General features: G+C 46.7%; 14 protein-coding genes and 1 tRNA gene. 11 read left to right on the top strand and 4 right to left on the bottom strand.

Annotated features, from left to right (window positions below):
- Window positions 1–138: 138 nt before the first annotated feature.
- The 10 genes from CCC32_RS04350 to CCC32_RS04305 all read left to right on the top strand — a co-directional run bounded on the left by CCC32_RS04350 (window position 139) and on the right by CCC32_RS04305 (window position 10786).
- Complete coding sequence (locus CCC32_RS04350; RefSeq protein WP_353756196.1) at window positions 139–1476, top strand: vitamin B12 dependent-methionine synthase activation domain-containing protein; 1338 nt, start codon at window positions 139–141, stop codon at window positions 1474–1476.
- A 106-nt stretch (window positions 1477–1582) separates the two neighbouring features.
- The gene (gene ettA / locus CCC32_RS04345) at window positions 1583–3280 is read left to right on the top strand and encodes an energy-dependent translational throttle protein EttA (protein ID WP_022317006.1); all 1698 of its coding nucleotides are present in this window, start codon (window positions 1583–1585) and stop codon (window positions 3278–3280) included.
- Window positions 3281–3616: 336 nt separating this feature from the next.
- Window positions 3617–3690, top strand: a tRNA-Arg gene (locus tag CCC32_RS04340).
- Window positions 3691–4282: 592 nt separating this feature from the next.
- Window positions 4283–4408, top strand: coding sequence for a hypothetical protein (locus CCC32_RS04335; RefSeq protein WP_287072581.1), 126 nt, complete (start codon window positions 4283–4285; stop codon window positions 4406–4408).
- Between the two features lie 581 nt (window positions 4409–4989).
- On the top strand, window positions 4990–5613 hold the full coding sequence (gene rsmG, locus CCC32_RS04330; RefSeq protein WP_042517117.1) for a 16S rRNA (guanine(527)-N(7))-methyltransferase RsmG: 624 nt from the start codon (window positions 4990–4992) through the stop codon (window positions 5611–5613).
- A gap of 111 nt (window positions 5614–5724) precedes the next feature.
- On the top strand, window positions 5725–6369 hold the full coding sequence (locus tag CCC32_RS04325) for an MBL fold metallo-hydrolase (RefSeq protein ID WP_022317003.1): 645 nt from the start codon (window positions 5725–5727) through the stop codon (window positions 6367–6369).
- Window positions 6370–6375: 6 nt separating this feature from the next.
- On the top strand, window positions 6376–7002 hold the full coding sequence (ruvC, locus tag CCC32_RS04320; RefSeq protein ID WP_287072578.1) for a crossover junction endodeoxyribonuclease RuvC: 627 nt from the start codon (window positions 6376–6378) through the stop codon (window positions 7000–7002).
- Between the two features lie 30 nt (window positions 7003–7032).
- A complete protein-coding gene (locus tag CCC32_RS04315) occupies window positions 7033–7518 on the top strand; it encodes a hypothetical protein (protein ID WP_287072577.1) in 486 nt (161 codons plus the stop codon).
- Window positions 7519–7604: 86 nt separating this feature from the next.
- Window positions 7605–9326, top strand: a complete 1722-nt coding sequence (locus tag CCC32_RS04310; protein WP_022317000.1) for a glutamine--tRNA ligase/YqeY domain fusion protein — start codon at window positions 7605–7607, stop codon at window positions 9324–9326.
- Complete coding sequence (locus CCC32_RS04305; RefSeq protein ID WP_287072574.1) at window positions 9326–10786, top strand: tetratricopeptide repeat protein; 1461 nt, start codon at window positions 9326–9328, stop codon at window positions 10784–10786. The genes CCC32_RS04310 and CCC32_RS04305 overlap by 1 nt, the downstream gene beginning before the upstream one ends.
- Window positions 10787–10946: 160 nt before the next feature.
- Here CCC32_RS04305 and CCC32_RS04300 read toward each other — a convergent pair whose 3' ends face one another.
- The 3 genes from CCC32_RS04300 to gyrA form a co-directional block, all read right to left on the bottom strand.
- On the bottom strand, window positions 10947–12113 hold the full coding sequence (locus CCC32_RS04300; RefSeq protein ID WP_287072572.1) for a tetratricopeptide repeat protein: 1167 nt from the start codon (window positions 12111–12113) through the stop codon (window positions 10947–10949).
- Between the two features lie 233 nt (window positions 12114–12346).
- A complete protein-coding gene (locus CCC32_RS04295; protein ID WP_156145336.1) occupies window positions 12347–13537 on the bottom strand; it encodes a tetratricopeptide repeat protein in 1191 nt (396 codons plus the stop codon).
- 24 nt (window positions 13538–13561) lie between these two features.
- Window positions 13562–16183 (bottom strand): DNA gyrase subunit A, encoded by a 2622-nt coding sequence (gene gyrA / locus CCC32_RS04290; protein WP_287072570.1) that lies wholly within the window; start codon window positions 16181–16183, stop codon window positions 13562–13564.
- A gap of 383 nt (window positions 16184–16566) precedes the next feature.
- On the opposite strand from gyrA, the gene CCC32_RS04285 reads away from it, so the two are divergent.
- A complete protein-coding gene (locus CCC32_RS04285; protein ID WP_042517131.1) occupies window positions 16567–17385 on the top strand; it encodes a gliding motility protein GldB-related protein in 819 nt (272 codons plus the stop codon).
- 51 nt (window positions 17386–17436) lie between these two features.
- Here the strand turns inward: CCC32_RS04285 and mnmL are convergent, their stop codons facing one another.
- Window positions 17437–18342, bottom strand: a complete 906-nt coding sequence (mnmL, locus tag CCC32_RS04280; RefSeq protein ID WP_278840816.1) for a tRNA modification radical SAM protein MnmL/YtqA — start codon at window positions 18340–18342, stop codon at window positions 17437–17439.
- Window positions 18343–18625 lie beyond the last annotated feature (283 nt).

Genomic DNA, 18625 nt, shown 5'->3' with positions numbered 1-18625 from the left:
GCCAGGGAAAGATGTTCCTGCCACAGGTGGTGAAGTCGGCTCGCACGATGAAACACGCCGTTGCCATCCTCAAGCCATACATAGAGGAGGGAAGGCAGAGCGGAAGCAAAGAGCAACGGCAAATATCTCGTTGCCACGGTGAAGGGCGACGTTCACGACATAGGAAAGAACATCGTGGCGGTGGTGTTGGGATGCAACAACTTCGACGTAATCGACTTGGGGGTAATGACTCCTGCCGAGAAGATAATACAGACCGTCAAGGAGCAGAAAGTGGATTTCGTGCTCTCAGCGGACTCATCACCCCCTTCGCTCGACGAGATGTGCAAGATTGCCGAAGCCATGGCTAAGGCGGGCATCGACATCCCGCTTTTCATCGGCGGAGCGACGACAAGCGAACTGCATACCGCGCTCAAGATAGCGCCTCTGTACAGCGGACCGGTGTTCCACATGAAGGACGCCGCCCAGAACCCTATAATCGCCCTTCAGCTACAGGGCCCCGAGAGGGACAGGATAATTGAGGAGAACAAGAAACTGCAGCAGGAACTGGTGAGACAACACGACGCCCAGAAGAAAGTGAACGGGATAATGAACCTCGCCGACGGGAAAGGAAACGCCACAGCGGCTTGCCCTTGCTGCCCGACGGCAAAGGACAAGGAGCTCAACCGGTTTCAGATTGACTGGAACGACACTCCCCTGCCCCACCCCACATATATCGGATACCGCACCCTGCAGCACATCGACATACAGGAGGTGAGGAAATTCATCAACTGGACGTATTTCTATAATCTATGGAAGGTGAGAAAGGGACAGGCTGAAGCTGACGACATAAAGGAAGAAGCGGAACTGCTGCTCGACGAAATAGAGAAGAAACACTATATGCAGGCCCAGGTGGGATTCTATCCTGCCTATGCCACAGACCACAGCATAGTGCTGCCGGGAGCGGTGAAGGGCAAAGACCTCGAACTGCCTACGCCAAGGCAGAAACACCCGAACAGGATGGGCGAAGCCAGACTGTCGCTCTGCGACTTCGTGGCACCTCGGGGACACAACGACTTCATCGGCGTCTTCGCCATAACGGTCTCACCGTCTTATGCCGAAGAACTGGAAACGCTGAAAAGCGGCACTGACTCCTACCGCTCACTCATGATGCAGAGCATCGGCGACAGACTGGCAGAGGCTACAAGCGAATGGCTGCACAGAGAGGTGAGACGCCACCTGTGGGGCTATGCGCCAGACGAAGCCTTGAGCATGAAAGACCTGGCGAAGGCTGCCTATCAGGGCATCCGGCCTGCCGTGGGCTACCCGTCGCTCCCCGACCAGAAGCTGATATTCCCGCTGAGCGAGCTGCTCGACTTCAAGGCGCTGAACATCAAGCTCACGGAAAACGGAGCCATGTATCCGCAAAGTTCCACATGCGGCATATATCTGAGCAACAGGGAGGCAAAATATTTCGCAGTGAGCAAAACGGCTGATTAGGAATGCGGATTCCCCAATCTCAGTCTGCCGAATCTGAAGACAGAACTATATGTAAACAATAAAAACAATATAATACTAACCTTTAAAAAAAAACAAAAAACACAGTATGGCAACAGTAGACGACAAGAAGATTATCTTCTCCATGGTGGGGGTTTCCAAAACCATCCCGCAGAACAACAAGCAAATATTAAAAAACATTTACCTGTCGTTCTTCTATGGCGCCAAGATCGGCATCATAGGTCTCAACGGAGCAGGTAAATCCACACTCATGAAAATCATAGCCGGTCTGGTGCAGCCTTCTCAGGGAGAAGTGGTGTGGAGCCCGGGCTACACTGTTGGCTATCTGCCTCAGGATCCGCCTCTCAATGAAGAGAAGACCGTGAAGGAGAACGTGATGGAAGGCGTGCAGAAAGCCTACGACGCCCTGAAGGAATACGAAGAGATAAACCTGAAATTCGGTGAGGAAGAATATTACAGCGACCCCGACAAGATGGACAAGCTGATGCAGAGACAGGCTGAGGTGCAGGACATCATCGATGCTACCGACGCATGGAACATGGACTCCAAACTCGACCGCGCGATGGCGGCTCTGCGCTGCCCGGCAGGCGACAGTTCGGTGAAGAACCTCTCTGGCGGTGAGCGACGCCGCGTGGCATTGTGCAGACTGCTGCTGCAGAAGCCCGACGTGTTGCTCCTCGACGAGCCTACCAACCACCTCGATGCTGAGAGCATAGACTGGCTGGAGCAGCATCTGCAGCAGTATGAGGGAACGGTGATTGCCGTCACCCACGACCGCTACTTCCTCGACGACGTGAGCGAATGGATTCTCGAACTAGACAGAGGCGAGGGCATTCCATGGCACGGCAACTACTCTTCATGGCTCGACCAGAAGACGAAACGCATGATGCAGGAAGAGAAGCAGGCTTCGAAGAGACGAAAAGCCCTGGAGAGGGAGCTGGAATGGGCACACATGGCACCCAAGGCACGCCAGGCAAAGGGAAAGGCGCGTCTGAACGCATACGAGCAGATGCTCAACCAGGAGCAGAAGGAGCGTGAGGAGAAACTCGAAATCTTTATCCCCAACGGTCCGCGCCTCGGCAACAAGGTGATAGAGGCACAACACGTGAAGAAGGCTTTCGGAGAGAAGGTGCTCTTCAACGACCTCAACTTCATGCTCCCTCCTAACGGCATCGTGGGCGTGATAGGCCCTAACGGAGCCGGCAAGACCACACTCTTCCGCATGATCATGGGACTGGAGAATGCCGACGGAGGAACTTTCGAGGTGGGCGAAACCGTGAAACTGGCGTATGTGGACCAGCAGCACAAGGATATCGACCCCAACAAATCTGTTTATGAAACCATCAGTCAGGGCAATGAAACGATACGCATGGGTGGCAGAGACATCAACGCACGCGCCTACATCTCGCGTTTCAACTTCTCTGGCACCGACCAGAACAAGCTCTGCGGACTGCTTTCGGGCGGTGAGCGCAACCGTCTGCAGCTGGCGATGGCACTCAAACAGGAGGGCAACGTGCTCTTGCTCGACGAGCCTACCAACGACATCGACGTAAACACGCTGCGCGCTCTTGAGGAGGGTCTCGAAGGCTTCGCCGGATGCGCCGTAGTGATTAGCCACGACCGCTGGTTCCTCGACAGAATCTGTACGCACATCCTCGCCTTCGAAGGCAACGGAGAGGTGTTCTATTTCGAGGGCAGCTACTCTGACTACGAAATAAACAAGGCGAGACGCCTCGGAAACGAAGAGATAAAGAAGGGAAGATACAGAAAACTCATGGACGACTAAGCAAAGCGTCTTTATGAAAGGAACTGAATAAAACGAAAAAGACTGAGTCCTCGTCTCATGAAGACAGGATTCAGTCTTTTCGGTTTATCATAAATCGGTCATTGGGGATTGTTTGGATCTTGATGTTTTAGAAGAGTGGATTTTTGTTTGGCTTTTGTGAATTTTAGTAATCGGGGGAATCATCACATTTTAGCTACATTCCTGGAAAAAAACAAGGAGAAAAAGCTTTCAGACGAGGGGAAACAAAGAAAAATCGAAATAAATCTCAAAAAAACACTCAAAAATTTTGCAGATTCAAAAAAGTTCCATACCTTTGCACTCGCAATTCAGAAATATGGCTCCGTAGCTCAACTGAATAGAGCATCTGACTACGGATCAGAAGGTTACAGGTTTGAATCCTGTCGGAGTCACTAAGAATTAAAATCCAAGAGGTGTTTACGCAAGTAAATGCCTCTTTTTCGTTTATCACTACCAACACACCCTACCCCAACAACATCTCAATTGTCTCAATGTCTCAACGTCTCATAAAATGAATAATAATTGTAATAAAAAAGATAATATATTGATATATAACAACTTAGACAAAATAACCAATTCCACTTGAGACAATAAGACAGTGAGACAATTGAGACAATTTTGTAAAGCTTTTTCTAATGACTATACATCTCTGACAAGTTGGATACGACAGAGCTCCTTCCCTGTTCTTGAAAATAATATAGCTATAATGACAAGAGAGATCGTTAATGTGGACCTCAAGGAGATGGCAAGGGAAAGAGGGAAAAGAGAGTAAAACTCTTTACAAAATTGTCCCACTTGTCCCACTTGTCCCATTGTCCCATTGTCCCATATAACGAAAAATAAATGTAATAAAAAAGATAATATATTGATATATAATAACTTAGACAAAAATACCATTTCCTGTTGGGACAATGGGACAATGGGACAAGTGGGACAATTTTGTAAAGTTTTTCTAACAGCTATACATTCTCCTATAAGTTGGATGTGGCAGACATCCATCCCCAGCCCAAGAAAATCATGCAGCTACACGACGACGTGATGAACCGCGACAAGATGCTGACCGGAACGCTGAACATCGTTTCGGGACTTATCGGCAACACGGGAAACTGACGGACAGGAGGAAAGCGGCGACTGAAGAGACAGAAACCAATGGTTTACAAGATGCAAACACTCATATTGACATGAAAAACCGACCGGATCAGAAACAAAGAACTACACAAAAAGAACACCATGAAAGGCAATAAAAAAAATGAAGTCCCCACATATTGGCGGATATCCGGAAAACAGGAACCCAAACCAAAGACCTGTTCTCGCACAAGATAGAGAGTGTAAGTATTTGCACATTTCAATAATTATAATTATCTTTGCATAAGATAAGCTACAGCTCTGGATAAGAAATGAATACATTCATTTCATTCTCCTCTCGCCTTGCATTATCTTTGCATAAGATAAGCTACGGCTCTGGATAAGAAATGAATACATTCATTTCGTTCTCCTCTCGCCTTGCATTATCTTTGCATAAGATAAGCTGCACCATATACCACACGCAAACACTATGACTACAATAAAATAACAACAAAAGACGCGTCACCTCAATATGGCCGAACACTACAAGCCAGACACAGCTGAGAACGACGTTGGTCTAAAACAATAAATAAAACAGATAACTTAACCCCCCAAGAAACAAAACGATGGAAGAAATACTGAAATATTTCACCTACCTCACAGACAAGCAGAAGCAGCAGTTCGCAGCTCTCTTCGACCTGTATAAAGACTGGAACGAGAAAATCAACGTAATCTCGCGGAAAGACATAGACAACCTGTATCTGCACCACGTGCTGCACTCGCTGGCAATAGCAAAGGCGGTATCGTTCAGACCGGGCACCAGGATTCTCGACTTCGGCACAGGAGGCGGATTCCCAGGCATACCGCTGGCGATACTGTTCCCGGAAACGCAATTCAAGATGATTGACGGAACGGGAAAGAAGATACGCGTGGTGAACGAAGTGGCAACGGCTATAGGACTGGAAAACGTGGAAGCCGTGCATCTCAGAGGTGAAGAGGAGAAAGGAAAATACGACTTCGTGGTGAGCCGTGCCGTGATGCCGCTGCCCGACCTCATGAAAATCGTGAAGAAGAACGTCGGCAAAGAGCAACGCAACTCTCTGCCCAACGGAGTGATATGTCTGAAAGGCGGCAACGTGGAAGGCGAAATGCGCCCTTTCAAGAAGATTGCAGAAGCTACAGAGATAACAAACTGGTTTGACGAGGATTGGTTCAAGGAAAAATTCGTTATCTACGTGCCGGTGGGATAGACATTGGGATTGAAGGTCAGGAAACTGAAACAGGCAGAAAGGAGACTTATGGAAGAGACTGACTTCAATGCAACCGCCATCAGAAGAAGAACCATTTAAACAGGAATCAAGATGCTGAACATACAGAGATTTGAATGCAACATGTTCCAGGAGAACTGCTACGTGGTGAGCGACGACACCAAGGAGTGTGTCATCATAGACTGCGGAGCGCTACACCCCGAGGAACGCAAGGCGATGGAAAGATACATCAGCGACAACGGGCTGACACCTAAAAGGCTGGTCAGCACACACGGACACATAGACCACAACTTCGGCAACAGATTCGCGGAAGACACCTATGGGCTGAAACCGGAAGTGAGCATACACGACAGCCAGCTGATCGAGAACCTTCCGGCACAGGCAAGCGCATTGATAGGAATGACGTATCGCGAAGAGCCTGCGGAAGTGAAAAACTACTTCGACGAAGGAGAAGTGATAAAGTTTGGCAACCATGCCCTCGACGTGATCTCCACACCAGGCCACTCGCCGGGGTCGGTAGTGCTGTATTCAAAGGACGAGAATGTGGCTTTCACCGGCGACACGCTGTTCAGACTCAGCATCGGCAGGACTGACTTCCAGCTGGGCAGCTACCAGGACATGATGAAGAGCCTGAAAAAACTCAGTTCGCTGCTGCCTGCCGACTGCATCATACTGCCCGGACACGGAGAACAGACGACCATGGGATTCGAAACCGCACACAACCCATACTTCAAATAACCCGGCATGAAGACTATGGCTTCAGAAAAGATAATACTCGGCATTGACCCCGGAACCAACGTGATGGGCTACGGACTTCTGAAGGTGGCGGGCAACAAGGCTTCGATGATGGCAATGGGAGTGATCGACATGAGGAAGGAAATCGACCCATACCTGAGACTCGGAAGGATATTCGAACGGGTGACGGGGATAATAGACGAGTTCCTGCCCGACGAGATGGCCATCGAAGCACCTTTCTTCGGAAAGAACGTGCAGTCGATGCTGAAGCTCGGCAGAGCACAAGGAGTGGCGATAGCGGCAGCAATACACCACAGCGTGCCGATACACGAATACGCACCGCTGAAAATCAAGATGGCAATAACCGGACAAGGACAGGCATCAAAGGAACAAGTGGCGGGAATGCTGTTCAGGCTGCTGGGAATAAAGGAGAAAGACAAGGTGCCGTTTATGGATGCCACGGATGCTCTGGCTGCCGCATACTGCCACTTCCTGCAGGCTGGAAGACCGGAAACGGGAGTGAACTACCGGGGATGGAAGGACTTCATAAACAAAAACCGCAGCAGAGTGAGCCAGCTGACGGGCAATGCCGGCAAAGCGACAGGCAAACTGACGGAAACGGCGAATAAGCAATAACGGAAACGAAACATCAAAACAAATAAAAGCATGAAAAGGATGATCATCATACTGCTGATGGCTCTCACAATGACACAGGGAGCTTACAGCCAGGGCGTATACAAGGAAATAATGAAGCTCTCGCAGGACGTGGCTAACGACGAATCGAAGGATCTGCAGACACGCAAGGTGGCGACATTCAAAGTGGACGCTCTCGTGTATATGGCAATGAAGATGAACGAGGTGATGCCCGACAGCACCGTCAAGACCCTGGACTATGAGGCTTACGCCATGTACGACTTCGTGAACCTCTATATAAAGAAACTGGGAGAGGCGAAAAACAAAAAGGCAAAGGCTGAAGTGGGAGAACTCTTCAAGACGGCATCTCTGCAGAATCCACGCTTCAACGACATGGACCTCGACCTCGTGGAGGCATACATCAGGACCGAAGGCTACATCACGAAATTCTCGCTCGACACCTACTGGACAAAAGCCCTGGAACAGGCAAGAACGGAACTGAGAGCAAAAGGACTGTGAAAACAAAGCTGATTATTTTGCAGATATAGCGAAATTCAGTAACTTTGTATTTAGATTAAAATAGGTAACAAAAGACAATAAGAATCATGGCAAATTCAGAAGAAATAAAGAGCGAGGAGAAAAAGAGCCTCAGCTTCGTGGAACAGTTGGTCGAGAAAGACCTCGAAGAAGGAAAGAACGCCAAAAGAATACAAACACGTTTCCCACCAGAGCCTAACGGATATCTGCACATAGGACACGCCAAAGCCATCTGCATGGACTTCGGTGTGGCAGAGAAATACAACGGAGTGTGCAACCTGCGCTTCGACGACACTAACCCAAGCAAAGAGGACACGGAATACGTGGACTCTATCCTGAACGACATACAGTGGCTCGGATTCAAATGGGGAAACATATATTACGCCTCTGACTATTTCCAGAAACTCTGGGACTTCGCCGTATGGATGATTGAAAACGGAAAGGCATACATAGACGAACAGACAAGCGAGCAGATTGCTGAGCAGAAAGGAACGCCGACACAGGCTGGAGTGGAGTCGCCATACAGAAACAGACCTGTGGAGGAAAGCCTGGAACTGTTCAACAAGATGAACACCCCGGAGGCTGTGGAGGGTTCGATGGTTTTGCGCGCAAAGCTCGACATGGCAAACCCGAACATGCACTTCCGCGACCCTATCATGTATAGAATCATACAGACGCCTCACCACCGCACAGGAACGAAATGGCATGCTTATCCGATGTATGACTTCGCACACGGACAGAGCGACTATTTCGAAGGCGTGACACACTCTATCTGTACACTGGAGTTCGTGCCTCATCGTCCACTCTACGACAAGTTCATCGACGAACTTAAGGTCTACGAGGGAGAGGGAGACAACATCCATGATTTCCGCCCCAGACAGATAGAGTTCAACCGACTCAACCTGACATACACGGTGATGAGCAAGAGAAAACTGCATGCGCTGGTTGACGAGCATCTCGTTGACGGATGGGACGACCCACGTATGCCTACCCTCTGCGGAATGCGCCGACGCGGATACTCGCCGGAGAGCGTGCGCAAGTTTATCGACAGCATCGGATACACCAAGTTTGACGCACTGAACGACATGGCGCTGCTCGAAGCTGCCGTGCGCGAAGACCTCAACGCAAAGGCTACACGAGTGTCGGCTGTGCTGAATCCCGTGAAACTCGTCATCACCAACTATCCTGAAGACATGACTGAAGAGATGGAGGCAATCAACAACCCTGAGAACGAGGCAGACGGAAAGCACTACATCACATTCAGCCGCAACCTGTGGATAGAACGCGAAGACTTCATGGAAGACGCACCGAAGAAATTCTTCCGTATGACTCCCGGCAAGGAAGTGAGACTGAAAAACGCCTATATCGTGAAGTGTACTGGATGCACGAAGGACGAAGAAGGAAACATCATAGAAATACAGGCTGAATACGATCCTACGAGCAAGAGCGGAATGGAGGGAGCAAACAGAAAGGTGAAGGGCACACTCCACTGGGTAAGCGTGGACCACTGCAAGAAGGCAGAGGTGAGAGAATACGACCGTCTGTTCAAAATAGAGAACCCTTCTGCCGAAGAATGCGACTTCAGGGATCTCATCAACGAGGACTCTCTGAAGATAAGGACAAACTGTTATGTTGAGGACTTTGCGGCTGAGAAGAAAGCCGGAGAGTATCTGCAGTTCCAGAGAATCGGTTATTTCATGGCCGACAAGAACTCTACAGCCGACCACCTTGTGTTCAACAAGACTGTGGGTCTGAAAGACACCTGGGCCAAAATGGCAGACAAGAAATAATGGCAGGAAGCATAGACAATTATTATAATTCTGAAGAATTCAAAACCAACCTTAACCTCTACGAAACAAGCAAGAGGGAAGGTAAAAGTTGCATACTCGGCTCCGAGGAGTTGGCCGACATCGCGGAATATTATTTCGAGAAAGGCAAGCTGGCTGACGCAAAGGAGACTGCCGAGTATGCAGCTTCTTTATACCCCGACGCCACGGCTCCAAAGATCGTGCTCGCCAGATATTATATAATGGTGAAGAAAGACAAGGAGAAAGCAAAGGAATGTATAGAGAAAATCACAGAATGCAACGACCTTAACTATGCTCTGCTCATCGCCGAATATTATATCTTCACGGAGAAGAAAGAGAAGGCGATAATGGCGCTTGACAAGGCTCTGACGTATCTTGAAGACGAAGACCTGCTTGACCTGCCTGCTGAAGCCTGCAACCTGCTGCTTGACTACGGTATGACGAAGCAGGCGAAGCACTATCTGGAACTGGACAGAGACAAAAGCAGCAATGACTATCTCAGAATGAAAGCTCGCATGGCTTTCGCTGAAAGGAAATACGAAGAGGGAGCGGAGATAATGGAGAGGCTTATAGACAAAGACCCCTTCAACACAGGACTTTGGAAAATCCTGGCCATAGAACAGAACAATTTCGACAAGTACTCAAATGCTGCTACAAGCATAGAATATGCTCTCGCCATCGATGACAAGGATGCCGAGGCGTATATGATACTGGGCAACGCTTTCTTCAAGATGTGCAATTATCTGAAAGCTCTTGAAGCGTATCGGAAGAGTGCGGAAATCACAGACTCAGAACAGAGCGACATGATGATGGCGAGATGTTATTTCTGCATGCAGGATATGGATAAGACTCTTGCCTACCTGAAAAGCGCAGAAACGAAATGCACAGAAGAAACTGCCAACAAGATTGACATCTGCAGAGATTTCGCCATCACTTACGGATGGATGGGGAACAACGGATTGGCATTCAAATATCTGGAGAAGCTTAAGGAATACGGAAAACTTGACGCTGAAACGTATCTCGTGGAAGGTAGCATCCTGCTGGGCATGAACAGGTTTGAAGATGCAAACATAGCATTCTACAATGGCTATAAGTTGACAAACAACCCAACTGAATATACATTCCAGATTGCCGTGTCTCTGTATGAGCACAGCATGGACCAATATGCGTATATGTTTCTCAAGAGAGTGTTTGAAAAGGATCCTGAAAGGACACGCGGACTGGCTTACCTTGCAGCATGCAGCAACTATCTGGGTATGGGAGATGAATTTATAGGATACTTGAAAGACGCGGTAGACAAGAATCCAGAAGAGGCAAAAGCTATATTGGCAGACTTCTTTCCAAAAGGTATGGAGCCTTACGACTATGTGGAATATGCAAAGAAGCACAGCAGAGGCATAAACGAGGAAACTGACAAAAACGACAATGACAGTCAGAAATAAGAACCACCGGCTGTCATTGTCATCATGACTGAGTGACGGTGAAATCATACCAAGTTATTCTTTTACCGTCACTAAACTGTAACCTAATGGCCGATTGGGATTGTTTCATTTTCTAATCCCAATGACCGATTGAGGACTTTTAATATTGATTGGGATTATTTCAGTTCTTCAAAATCCCCACTATTTCTTCAAACTTCTTTCCCATGTTAAGATTGAGATAGATGTTGTATAGGGCTGCTGCCCATTTGTCTTTCTGGTCGGGAGCAAGTTCGCGGTATCGCTCCATATACGGCAAGGAGCACTTATAATATTTCTTCATCTGAGATTTGCCTTCAGCCTTGAAAGCCATGTTCATATAGGCTACACCGGCATTATAATAGGCATCGGCAAGGGTGTCGTTGCGGGCAATCAGACTGTCGCAGATGGACACGCATTTCCCGTATTCACCCATATTCAGCAGCAGATTGCTCTTGGCATAAAGAAAGAGTGTATTCAGGCTATCTGCCATCAAGGCTTTGTCAACTACAACGTTTGCCGAATCTATCTGATTCTTTCCGTTATAGAAGTCTACAAGGCGGGTGAAGAAAAACTCGTTTTGAGGATATTCATCAAAGCCTGTTTTAAGGGATTCCCTGTATAATACGGTATCTTTCTTCTCGCTATAGATATTTGCCAAGAACTGTAAGGTCTTTTCCCTGCCGGGTTTATAGTCGAGAGCGGAAGCCGAATACTTAAGGGCAAGTTCCGAATTGCCGAGTTTCACTCCACAATATGTTGCAAGATAGGCCGCAGAGAGCTCTGAAGGCGATGTCATGCTCAATTTATTGTTTGAGAACAATGGCTGGTTGACGCAGTCGAGAAATGCGTCGAAGAGATTGAAAGCTGACTTGTAATTCTGCTTGGACAAGAAGAACACGCCTCCGTTATAAAGATTCTTGCGATACACGCTCAGATATTCAGCATTACGCTTCCTGTATTTTATCGTCACCCTTCCTTTGTGGTCGGGTCGGGCATCAACGCTGTCCATAGACTCATAAGCCTGGAACATGCGAAGCTCTATGTTGAATAGAGAAGCCGTGTCGAATTTCTGTTTGAGATAGAGTTGCTCGTTGGCCTGTTCATATTGCAGACGGATAGCTTCTGTAAGAGTGTGCCATATCTTGATATTGGCATGATTTGCAGAGTCGGCAAGCAGTTTCCTCATACTCGCTTCTGCCTTGTCCAGATTCTTACCTGTCTTGACGTAAGTCTGTGCCTGAGAGATTTCCTTCTTCTGAGCGAAGGCAAATGAATGGAAAAGGCTGATTATAGATAAAATTACAAGCAAACGTTTCATTATCCCACTAACATAAAAAAAATTAATCTACCCTAAAAGTAAATACCTGAAATATATGTAAAATTGAATATGCCGGTAAAAAAGAAGTATATAAAAAGAGAAGGGCGTACCAAAACCGGAACTAAAAGTGAGTATAGAGTGTTTGTCTGGAACCACACACAAAAAGCCACAACTTATATTGTCACAATTCTGGTACGCCCTTTAAATATACTATTGATCAGAGATTACTTGGTCAGAGCCTCTGCCTCCTTGGTCTTAGGATCTTCATCGCCCAAAGTGCGATACAGACAAGTATAGAGAGAATAAGCCCAGCTGGTCTTGTATTCCATGTTCTTGTCCATGTCCTTTGCCTTTGTCAGATAGTCAATGGCCTGGTTGTAAACGCCGACGATCACATCCTCTGCAGACTTAGGGATTCTACCGTTGGTCTTGGCAGAAATCTGCTCTGCCTTCTCCTGAGCGAGGAACATGTAGCAGTTACCTACAGAAGCTGTTACAGGGATATTGTCAGGCATGATCTCGAGAGCCTTCTTCAGGTCGTTGATAGCCTCCTGCCATTTACGATCGTTCATATAAGACTGACCTCTCATTGCCACAGCAGCGAAGTTCTTTGGATTTGCTGCAAGAGCGTTGTCGATGAGCTTGTTGAAATCGTCTTTCTTGCCCTGAGAAAGGAGAAGACCTGTGAGAGTGCTGAATACTGCCTGGTTGTTAGGGAACTTGGCATAAAGGTCCTCCAACTTCTTCTGGGCAGCAATAGAGTCAGCCTTGGTCTTCATGGTGTTCTGAATAGCGTTGAGCTTCAGGTTCATTGCGTCATTGGCATAAGTAGAGTCATTCAGAGCTGCGTCAGAATATCTCTCAGCACGATCAAACTCTTGTGCATAGAAAGAAGAGAGTGCTGCAAAATAAGCGATCTGAGGTCCGAACTGGTCTGGCTGACCTGTTGCGAAGAGCTTCTCTGAGTTTGTATCAACATACATACCGAATGCTCTTGAAGCACCCTTGTAGTCTTTCTCGTTGTAACGAGCCTCTCCCTCTGCTACGAGAGAAGCGCGAACTGGAGCAAGGCGAGTACCGTTCTTGGCGAACTTAGGTTTTACCTTACCCTTCTCGTTAGGCATGTTGTCATACTTGTCACACTCCAAAGCAGCCTGGATGGCAGCCTCGGCAGCATCATACATGGCTGCAGGGTCAGCCTTTGTCACCTGCTCCTTCAGGAACTTGTCCAAAGCGAGGTCAACGACCTTATTATATGCCTTGGCCTTGTTCTCATTAGAGAGAGAAGCCTCACCAGCCTTAATCATGTTAAGGGCCTCTTTGTAGTCGTTAGCACCGAGGATAGTCTTGATATCCTGTGCAGACATTGACACACTGCAAAGTGTAGCCAACGCAAAAACCATAAGTTTTTTCATTTTCATTATTGTTTAAGATTATAGTTATTCGTTATTCACATCATTGTTATCGGCAACAGAATCACTTTCCTCTATATGGTCACCGTCTTCAAACTGTGTGGCTGGAGCGGAAGTGGAATCCTGGTTTATCCTTTCGTTTGTAGCAACCATCTGTTTGCGACTCTCATCTTCGACAACAGCCTCAAGCTCTGAGCTCATCACTTTGCATACGCTGGCAATGACGTCATTTTTCTTCGTGAGGTTTATCAGTCTTACACCCTGTGTGGCACGTCCCATCACACGGCATTCCTTCACAGACAGACGGATCACGATTCCACTCTTGTTGATGATCATGAGATCATTCTCGTCTGTCACTACCTTAATGGCAACAAGGCGTCCTGTCTTCTCTGTAATTCCAAGAGTCTTCACTCCCTTGCCACCACGGTTGGTTACGCGATAGTCCTCAACAAGACTACGCTTGCCGTAGCCATTCTCGCTCACAACCATTATGGTTTCCTCGTCAGGCTTGTTGACTACAACCATTCCTACAACTTCGTCGTCTCCACCGTCGAGACGCATTCCGCGTACACCGGTAGATACACGACCCATTGCACGAACGGCATTCTCATCGAAACGCACAGCCCTACCGTTACGGTTTGCAAGCACCAGTTCATTGTGTCCGTTGGTAAGTCTTACTCCTACCACCTCGTCACCTTCCTGAATGTTGATGGCTATGACACCGTTTGCTCTCGGACGGCTATAGGCCTCAAGCAAGGTCTTCTTGATAAGTCCGTTCTTTGTGGCGAACACTACATAATGGCTGTTGATGAACTCCTCGTTGTCGAGACCGCGCAGACGCAAGAATGCATTGACGCTGTCGTCGCTTTCGATATTGAGGAGGTTCTGTATCGCTCTGCCCTTGCTGCTCTTGTTTCCTTCCGGAATCTCGTAGCACTTCAGCCAGTAGCAACGTCCCTTCTTGGTGAAGAACATCATGGTGTTGTGCATTGTGGCTGGATAGATGAACTCTGTGAAGTCCTGCTCTCTGCTATGGGCTCCCTTGCTACCCACTCCACCTCTTGACTGCTCTCTGAACTCGCTCAGAGGAGTTCTCTTGATATAACCAAGATGACTGATAGTGATAACTACAGGATCGTTAGGATAGAAGTCCTCAGGATTGAATTCCTCACTTGAATATTTTATCTCTGTGCGTCGTTCGTCTCCATACTTCTCCTTCACTTCCTGAAGCTCGTCTTTCATTACCTTCTTGCAAAGTTCAGGATCGTTGAGGATAGACTGCAGATAATTGATCTGACGCTCCAACTCCTCATATTCGGCATGCAACTGCTCAAGACGCAGACTAGTGAGCTGGCTGAGACGCATATCAACGATTGCCTTAGACTGCAACTCATCGAGCTCAAAGCGCTTTTCCAAATTGCGCTGTGCGTCTGACGGAGTCTTGGATGCACGGATAATGTGTACCACCTCGTCGATGTTGTCACAGGCGATGATAAGGCCTTCAAGGATATGTGCCCTTTCCTGGGCTTTCTTCAAGTCAAACTTAGTACGACGAATTGTAACGTCATGTCTATGTTCAACAAAATGATGAACGCATTCCTTGAGAGTAAGCAGACGTGGACGACCTTTAACCAAAGCGATGCAATTCACTGAGAATGAGCTCTGCAGAGCCGTCATCTTGAAGAGTTTATTCAAGATAACATTTGCGTTGGCATCCTTCTTCACGTCAATGACGATACGCATACCCTGACGACCAGACTCATCATTGGCATTGCTTATACCATCGAGTTTTCCTTCTTTGACGAGATCGGCGATATATGTAATAAGCTGAGCCTTATTCACGCCATAAGGTATTTCCGTAATGACAATTTTGTCATGCGAATCACCACTCTCAATCTCAGCCTTCGCACGCATGACAATGCGTCCCCTACCAGTTTCGTAGGCATCTTTCACTCCCTGTATACCATATATATAAGCACCTGTAGGGAAATCCGGAGCCTTGATATAACGCATCAGTCCGTCAACATCGATTTCTGGATTATCGATATATGCGCAACATCCGTCAATGACTTCACCGAGATTATGGGTCGGAATATTTGTCGCCATACCTACCGCAATACCGTTTCCGCCATTTACGAGCAGGTTTGGAATCTTTGTTGGCATGACTGTCGGCTCAACGAGCGAATCATCGAAGTTGTTCGTCATGTCAACCGTATCCTTGTTAAGGTCATCCATGATGTGCTCTCCCATCTTTGAGAGTCGGCACTCCGTATAACGCATGGCAGCAGCAGAATCGCCATCCACGCTACCAAAGTTTCCCTGACCATCAACGAGTGTGTAACGCATGTTCCAGTCTTGCGCCATCCTGACAAGGGCTCCATATACAGAACTGTCACCATGTGGGTGATACTTACCAAGCACCTCACCGACAACACGAGCACATTTCTTATAAGGCTTGTCACTTGTATTGCCAATACCCATCATTCCATAGAGTATTCTTCTGTGCACAGGCTTGAAACCGTCGCGCACATCAGGCAACGCACGGGCAACAATCACCGACATAGAATAGTCGATGTATGAGGATTTCATCTCCTCCTCAATGTTAATCTTGAGAATTCTGTCTTGATCAATAGTGTTGTTACTATCCATTAGTTAATCTGTTAATTTTCTTAAATTCCCGTTTTAAGGGCATTTCCTTGCGTTTTAAGCGCATTTTACAATTTGGGTGCTAAGTTACAACAAATTATCCAACTGCCCTAATATTTAACACAAAAAAGATTCTGCAAAATATTTTCAACTTACATTTACCGCTCCTGCCAAAGAACTAGGAATAGGAACAAAGGAGAAAACTGAGGCATACAAACTCAAAATAATTACACACCGAGGGCAAGATGTGCAGATTTTTAAACCATTTTAAACAATAAACACACAAAAGCAATTAGAATTTTGTAATTTTTAGCTTTAAATTTTGTGCAAATAATATTTTTTAGTAAATTTGCAATATCAAAAAAACAATAGGAAGAGAATTTATAGTGAGAAGATTCATATACATAATAATATTCATTTGTATTCAGATAGCATTTTGCTCATGCGAATATAAGTTCAAGGCTTTCGACTTCTTGTATAGCGAACCGCAGAAAATTGAAATCTGCCGCTACGACAGGTTGGAAAGTCAATACCTCACCACGAGCGACTTTTCTGCCCTTCAGCAGATGAACACCGACTACCCGATGGAGACAAGAACACTCATTGAGGATATGCTCAAGCTGGGCGAAGTAAACGACCCCGAGATAAACAAGATATTCCTGACTTTTTATCAAGACTCTACACTACAGACACTTATAAGCGATGCAGAATCACAGTATGCTAACGTTGACGACTTGAACGACCAGTTCAATAAGGCATTCACGAACCTGCAGAAGATTTATCCTAAAATTGTGATTCCAAGGATATACATGCAAATTGGCGCCCTTGACCAAAGCATCATTATCGGCAACAGCACGATAGGAATCTCCATAGACAAATATCTCGGAGAAGATTATCCTCTTTACAGGAAATACTATCCGGAAACGCAGCGCAAAACTATGAACAGAAAGAACATTGTGCCTGATGCCATCTGCTTCTATCTGATGAGCATCCACCAGATGCCCAACTTCGACAAAAGACCTCAGATAGAGCGAGATATACATCTGGGGAAAATAATGTGGCTCTGCAATAAGGTCTTGGAAGAAAAGGCTTTCGACACTAAATTTGTCAAGGCTACCGAAAAGTATATGCGGTGCCATCCAAAGACAGACATTACCAAATTCATCCAAGACAACGATTTTTCCGTAATCATTAAACACATGTAGCAGAAGGTGGAAACAAGCCTTAACACAACAAGCCCAAATGGTTGATCCGGATTAAAGAGCGTCTCCCTGGCGAATGTCATTCTCTCGAAGATATTTATTCAATTTATCTGTAAACTCATAGTTCTTCAGCCCCCAGTCTGGAGCAAGAAGCATTCCCTTTGGCGATTGGGAAACGAAACGCTCAATGACAATCGAAGGACGTAGATTGCGGATATACTCTGAGATTGTGCGAATATATTCGTCAACCGAGAAGACATGAAAAGGTTTTCTCTCATAATCCTCAGCCAACCGTGTTCCTCTAACGACCTGTAGCTGATGGATTTTCAGAATGTCGAGAGATGTTGCAGATATTTTTTTAGCCTGAGCTATAATGTCGTCGGCAGACTCTCCAGGCAGCCCCACAATAACGTGCCCACCGGTGACAATTCCCCTTTTTGAAGTTTCTTCTATAGCATGGACAGAGCAACCGAAATCATGACCGCGGTTTATTCTCAACAATGTGGAATCCTCTGTGCTTTCTATCCCATACTCTACCGTGAGGAAAGTCTGACGATTCAATGACTCCAGATAATCCAGAATCTCGTCGTTGATACAGTCGGGACGGGTTCCTATAATAAGTCCCACAACATCATCACACGCCAAAGCCTCCTCGTATTTCCTACGCAAGATGTCAACACCAGCATATGTATTGCTGTAAGCCTGGAAATAAGCAAGATACTTCATGTCTGGATATTTGTGCGAAAAAAACTGTTTACCCTTCTCTATCTGGTCTGTAATACTCTGTTCCCTGTCACAATAGGCAGGATTGAATGAACGGTTGTCGCAGAAGCAACAACCTCCCCTACCAACCTTTCCATCTCTGTTAGGACAGGAAAAACCGGCATCCACGGAAATTTTCTGAACCCTGAACGGGAATTTCCTTCTTATCCACTCGCTATAAGAATTATAATTCGGCATATAATATTTATATATAAGTTGGCATATTCTATTTTTACTGGTAAGTCAGGGAAATACCTGATGCCGGCAATACGTTTTATTCGTAGCCCCATCAAATATCACCAAGACAGAAGCCATCCAACTGTCGTCGGGATTAAACACATAGCATCAACAGTTTCTGATAAAATGTAAATGCAAAGATACAATTAAAAATTGATAATCTATGGACTAAAGAATGGTTAAAGCCCTACAAACCGTACTATTCACACAATATGCAAATCCTCAACACCGGGTAACAACCCAT

This window comes from Prevotella sp. LMAG:51, assembly GCF_008680225.1.
Classification (GTDB): domain Bacteria; phylum Bacteroidota; class Bacteroidia; order Bacteroidales; family Bacteroidaceae; genus Prevotella; species Prevotella pectinovora.
The sequence above is the reverse complement of the archived record's forward strand: the minus strand, read 5'-3'. Positions and strand labels throughout refer to the sequence as shown.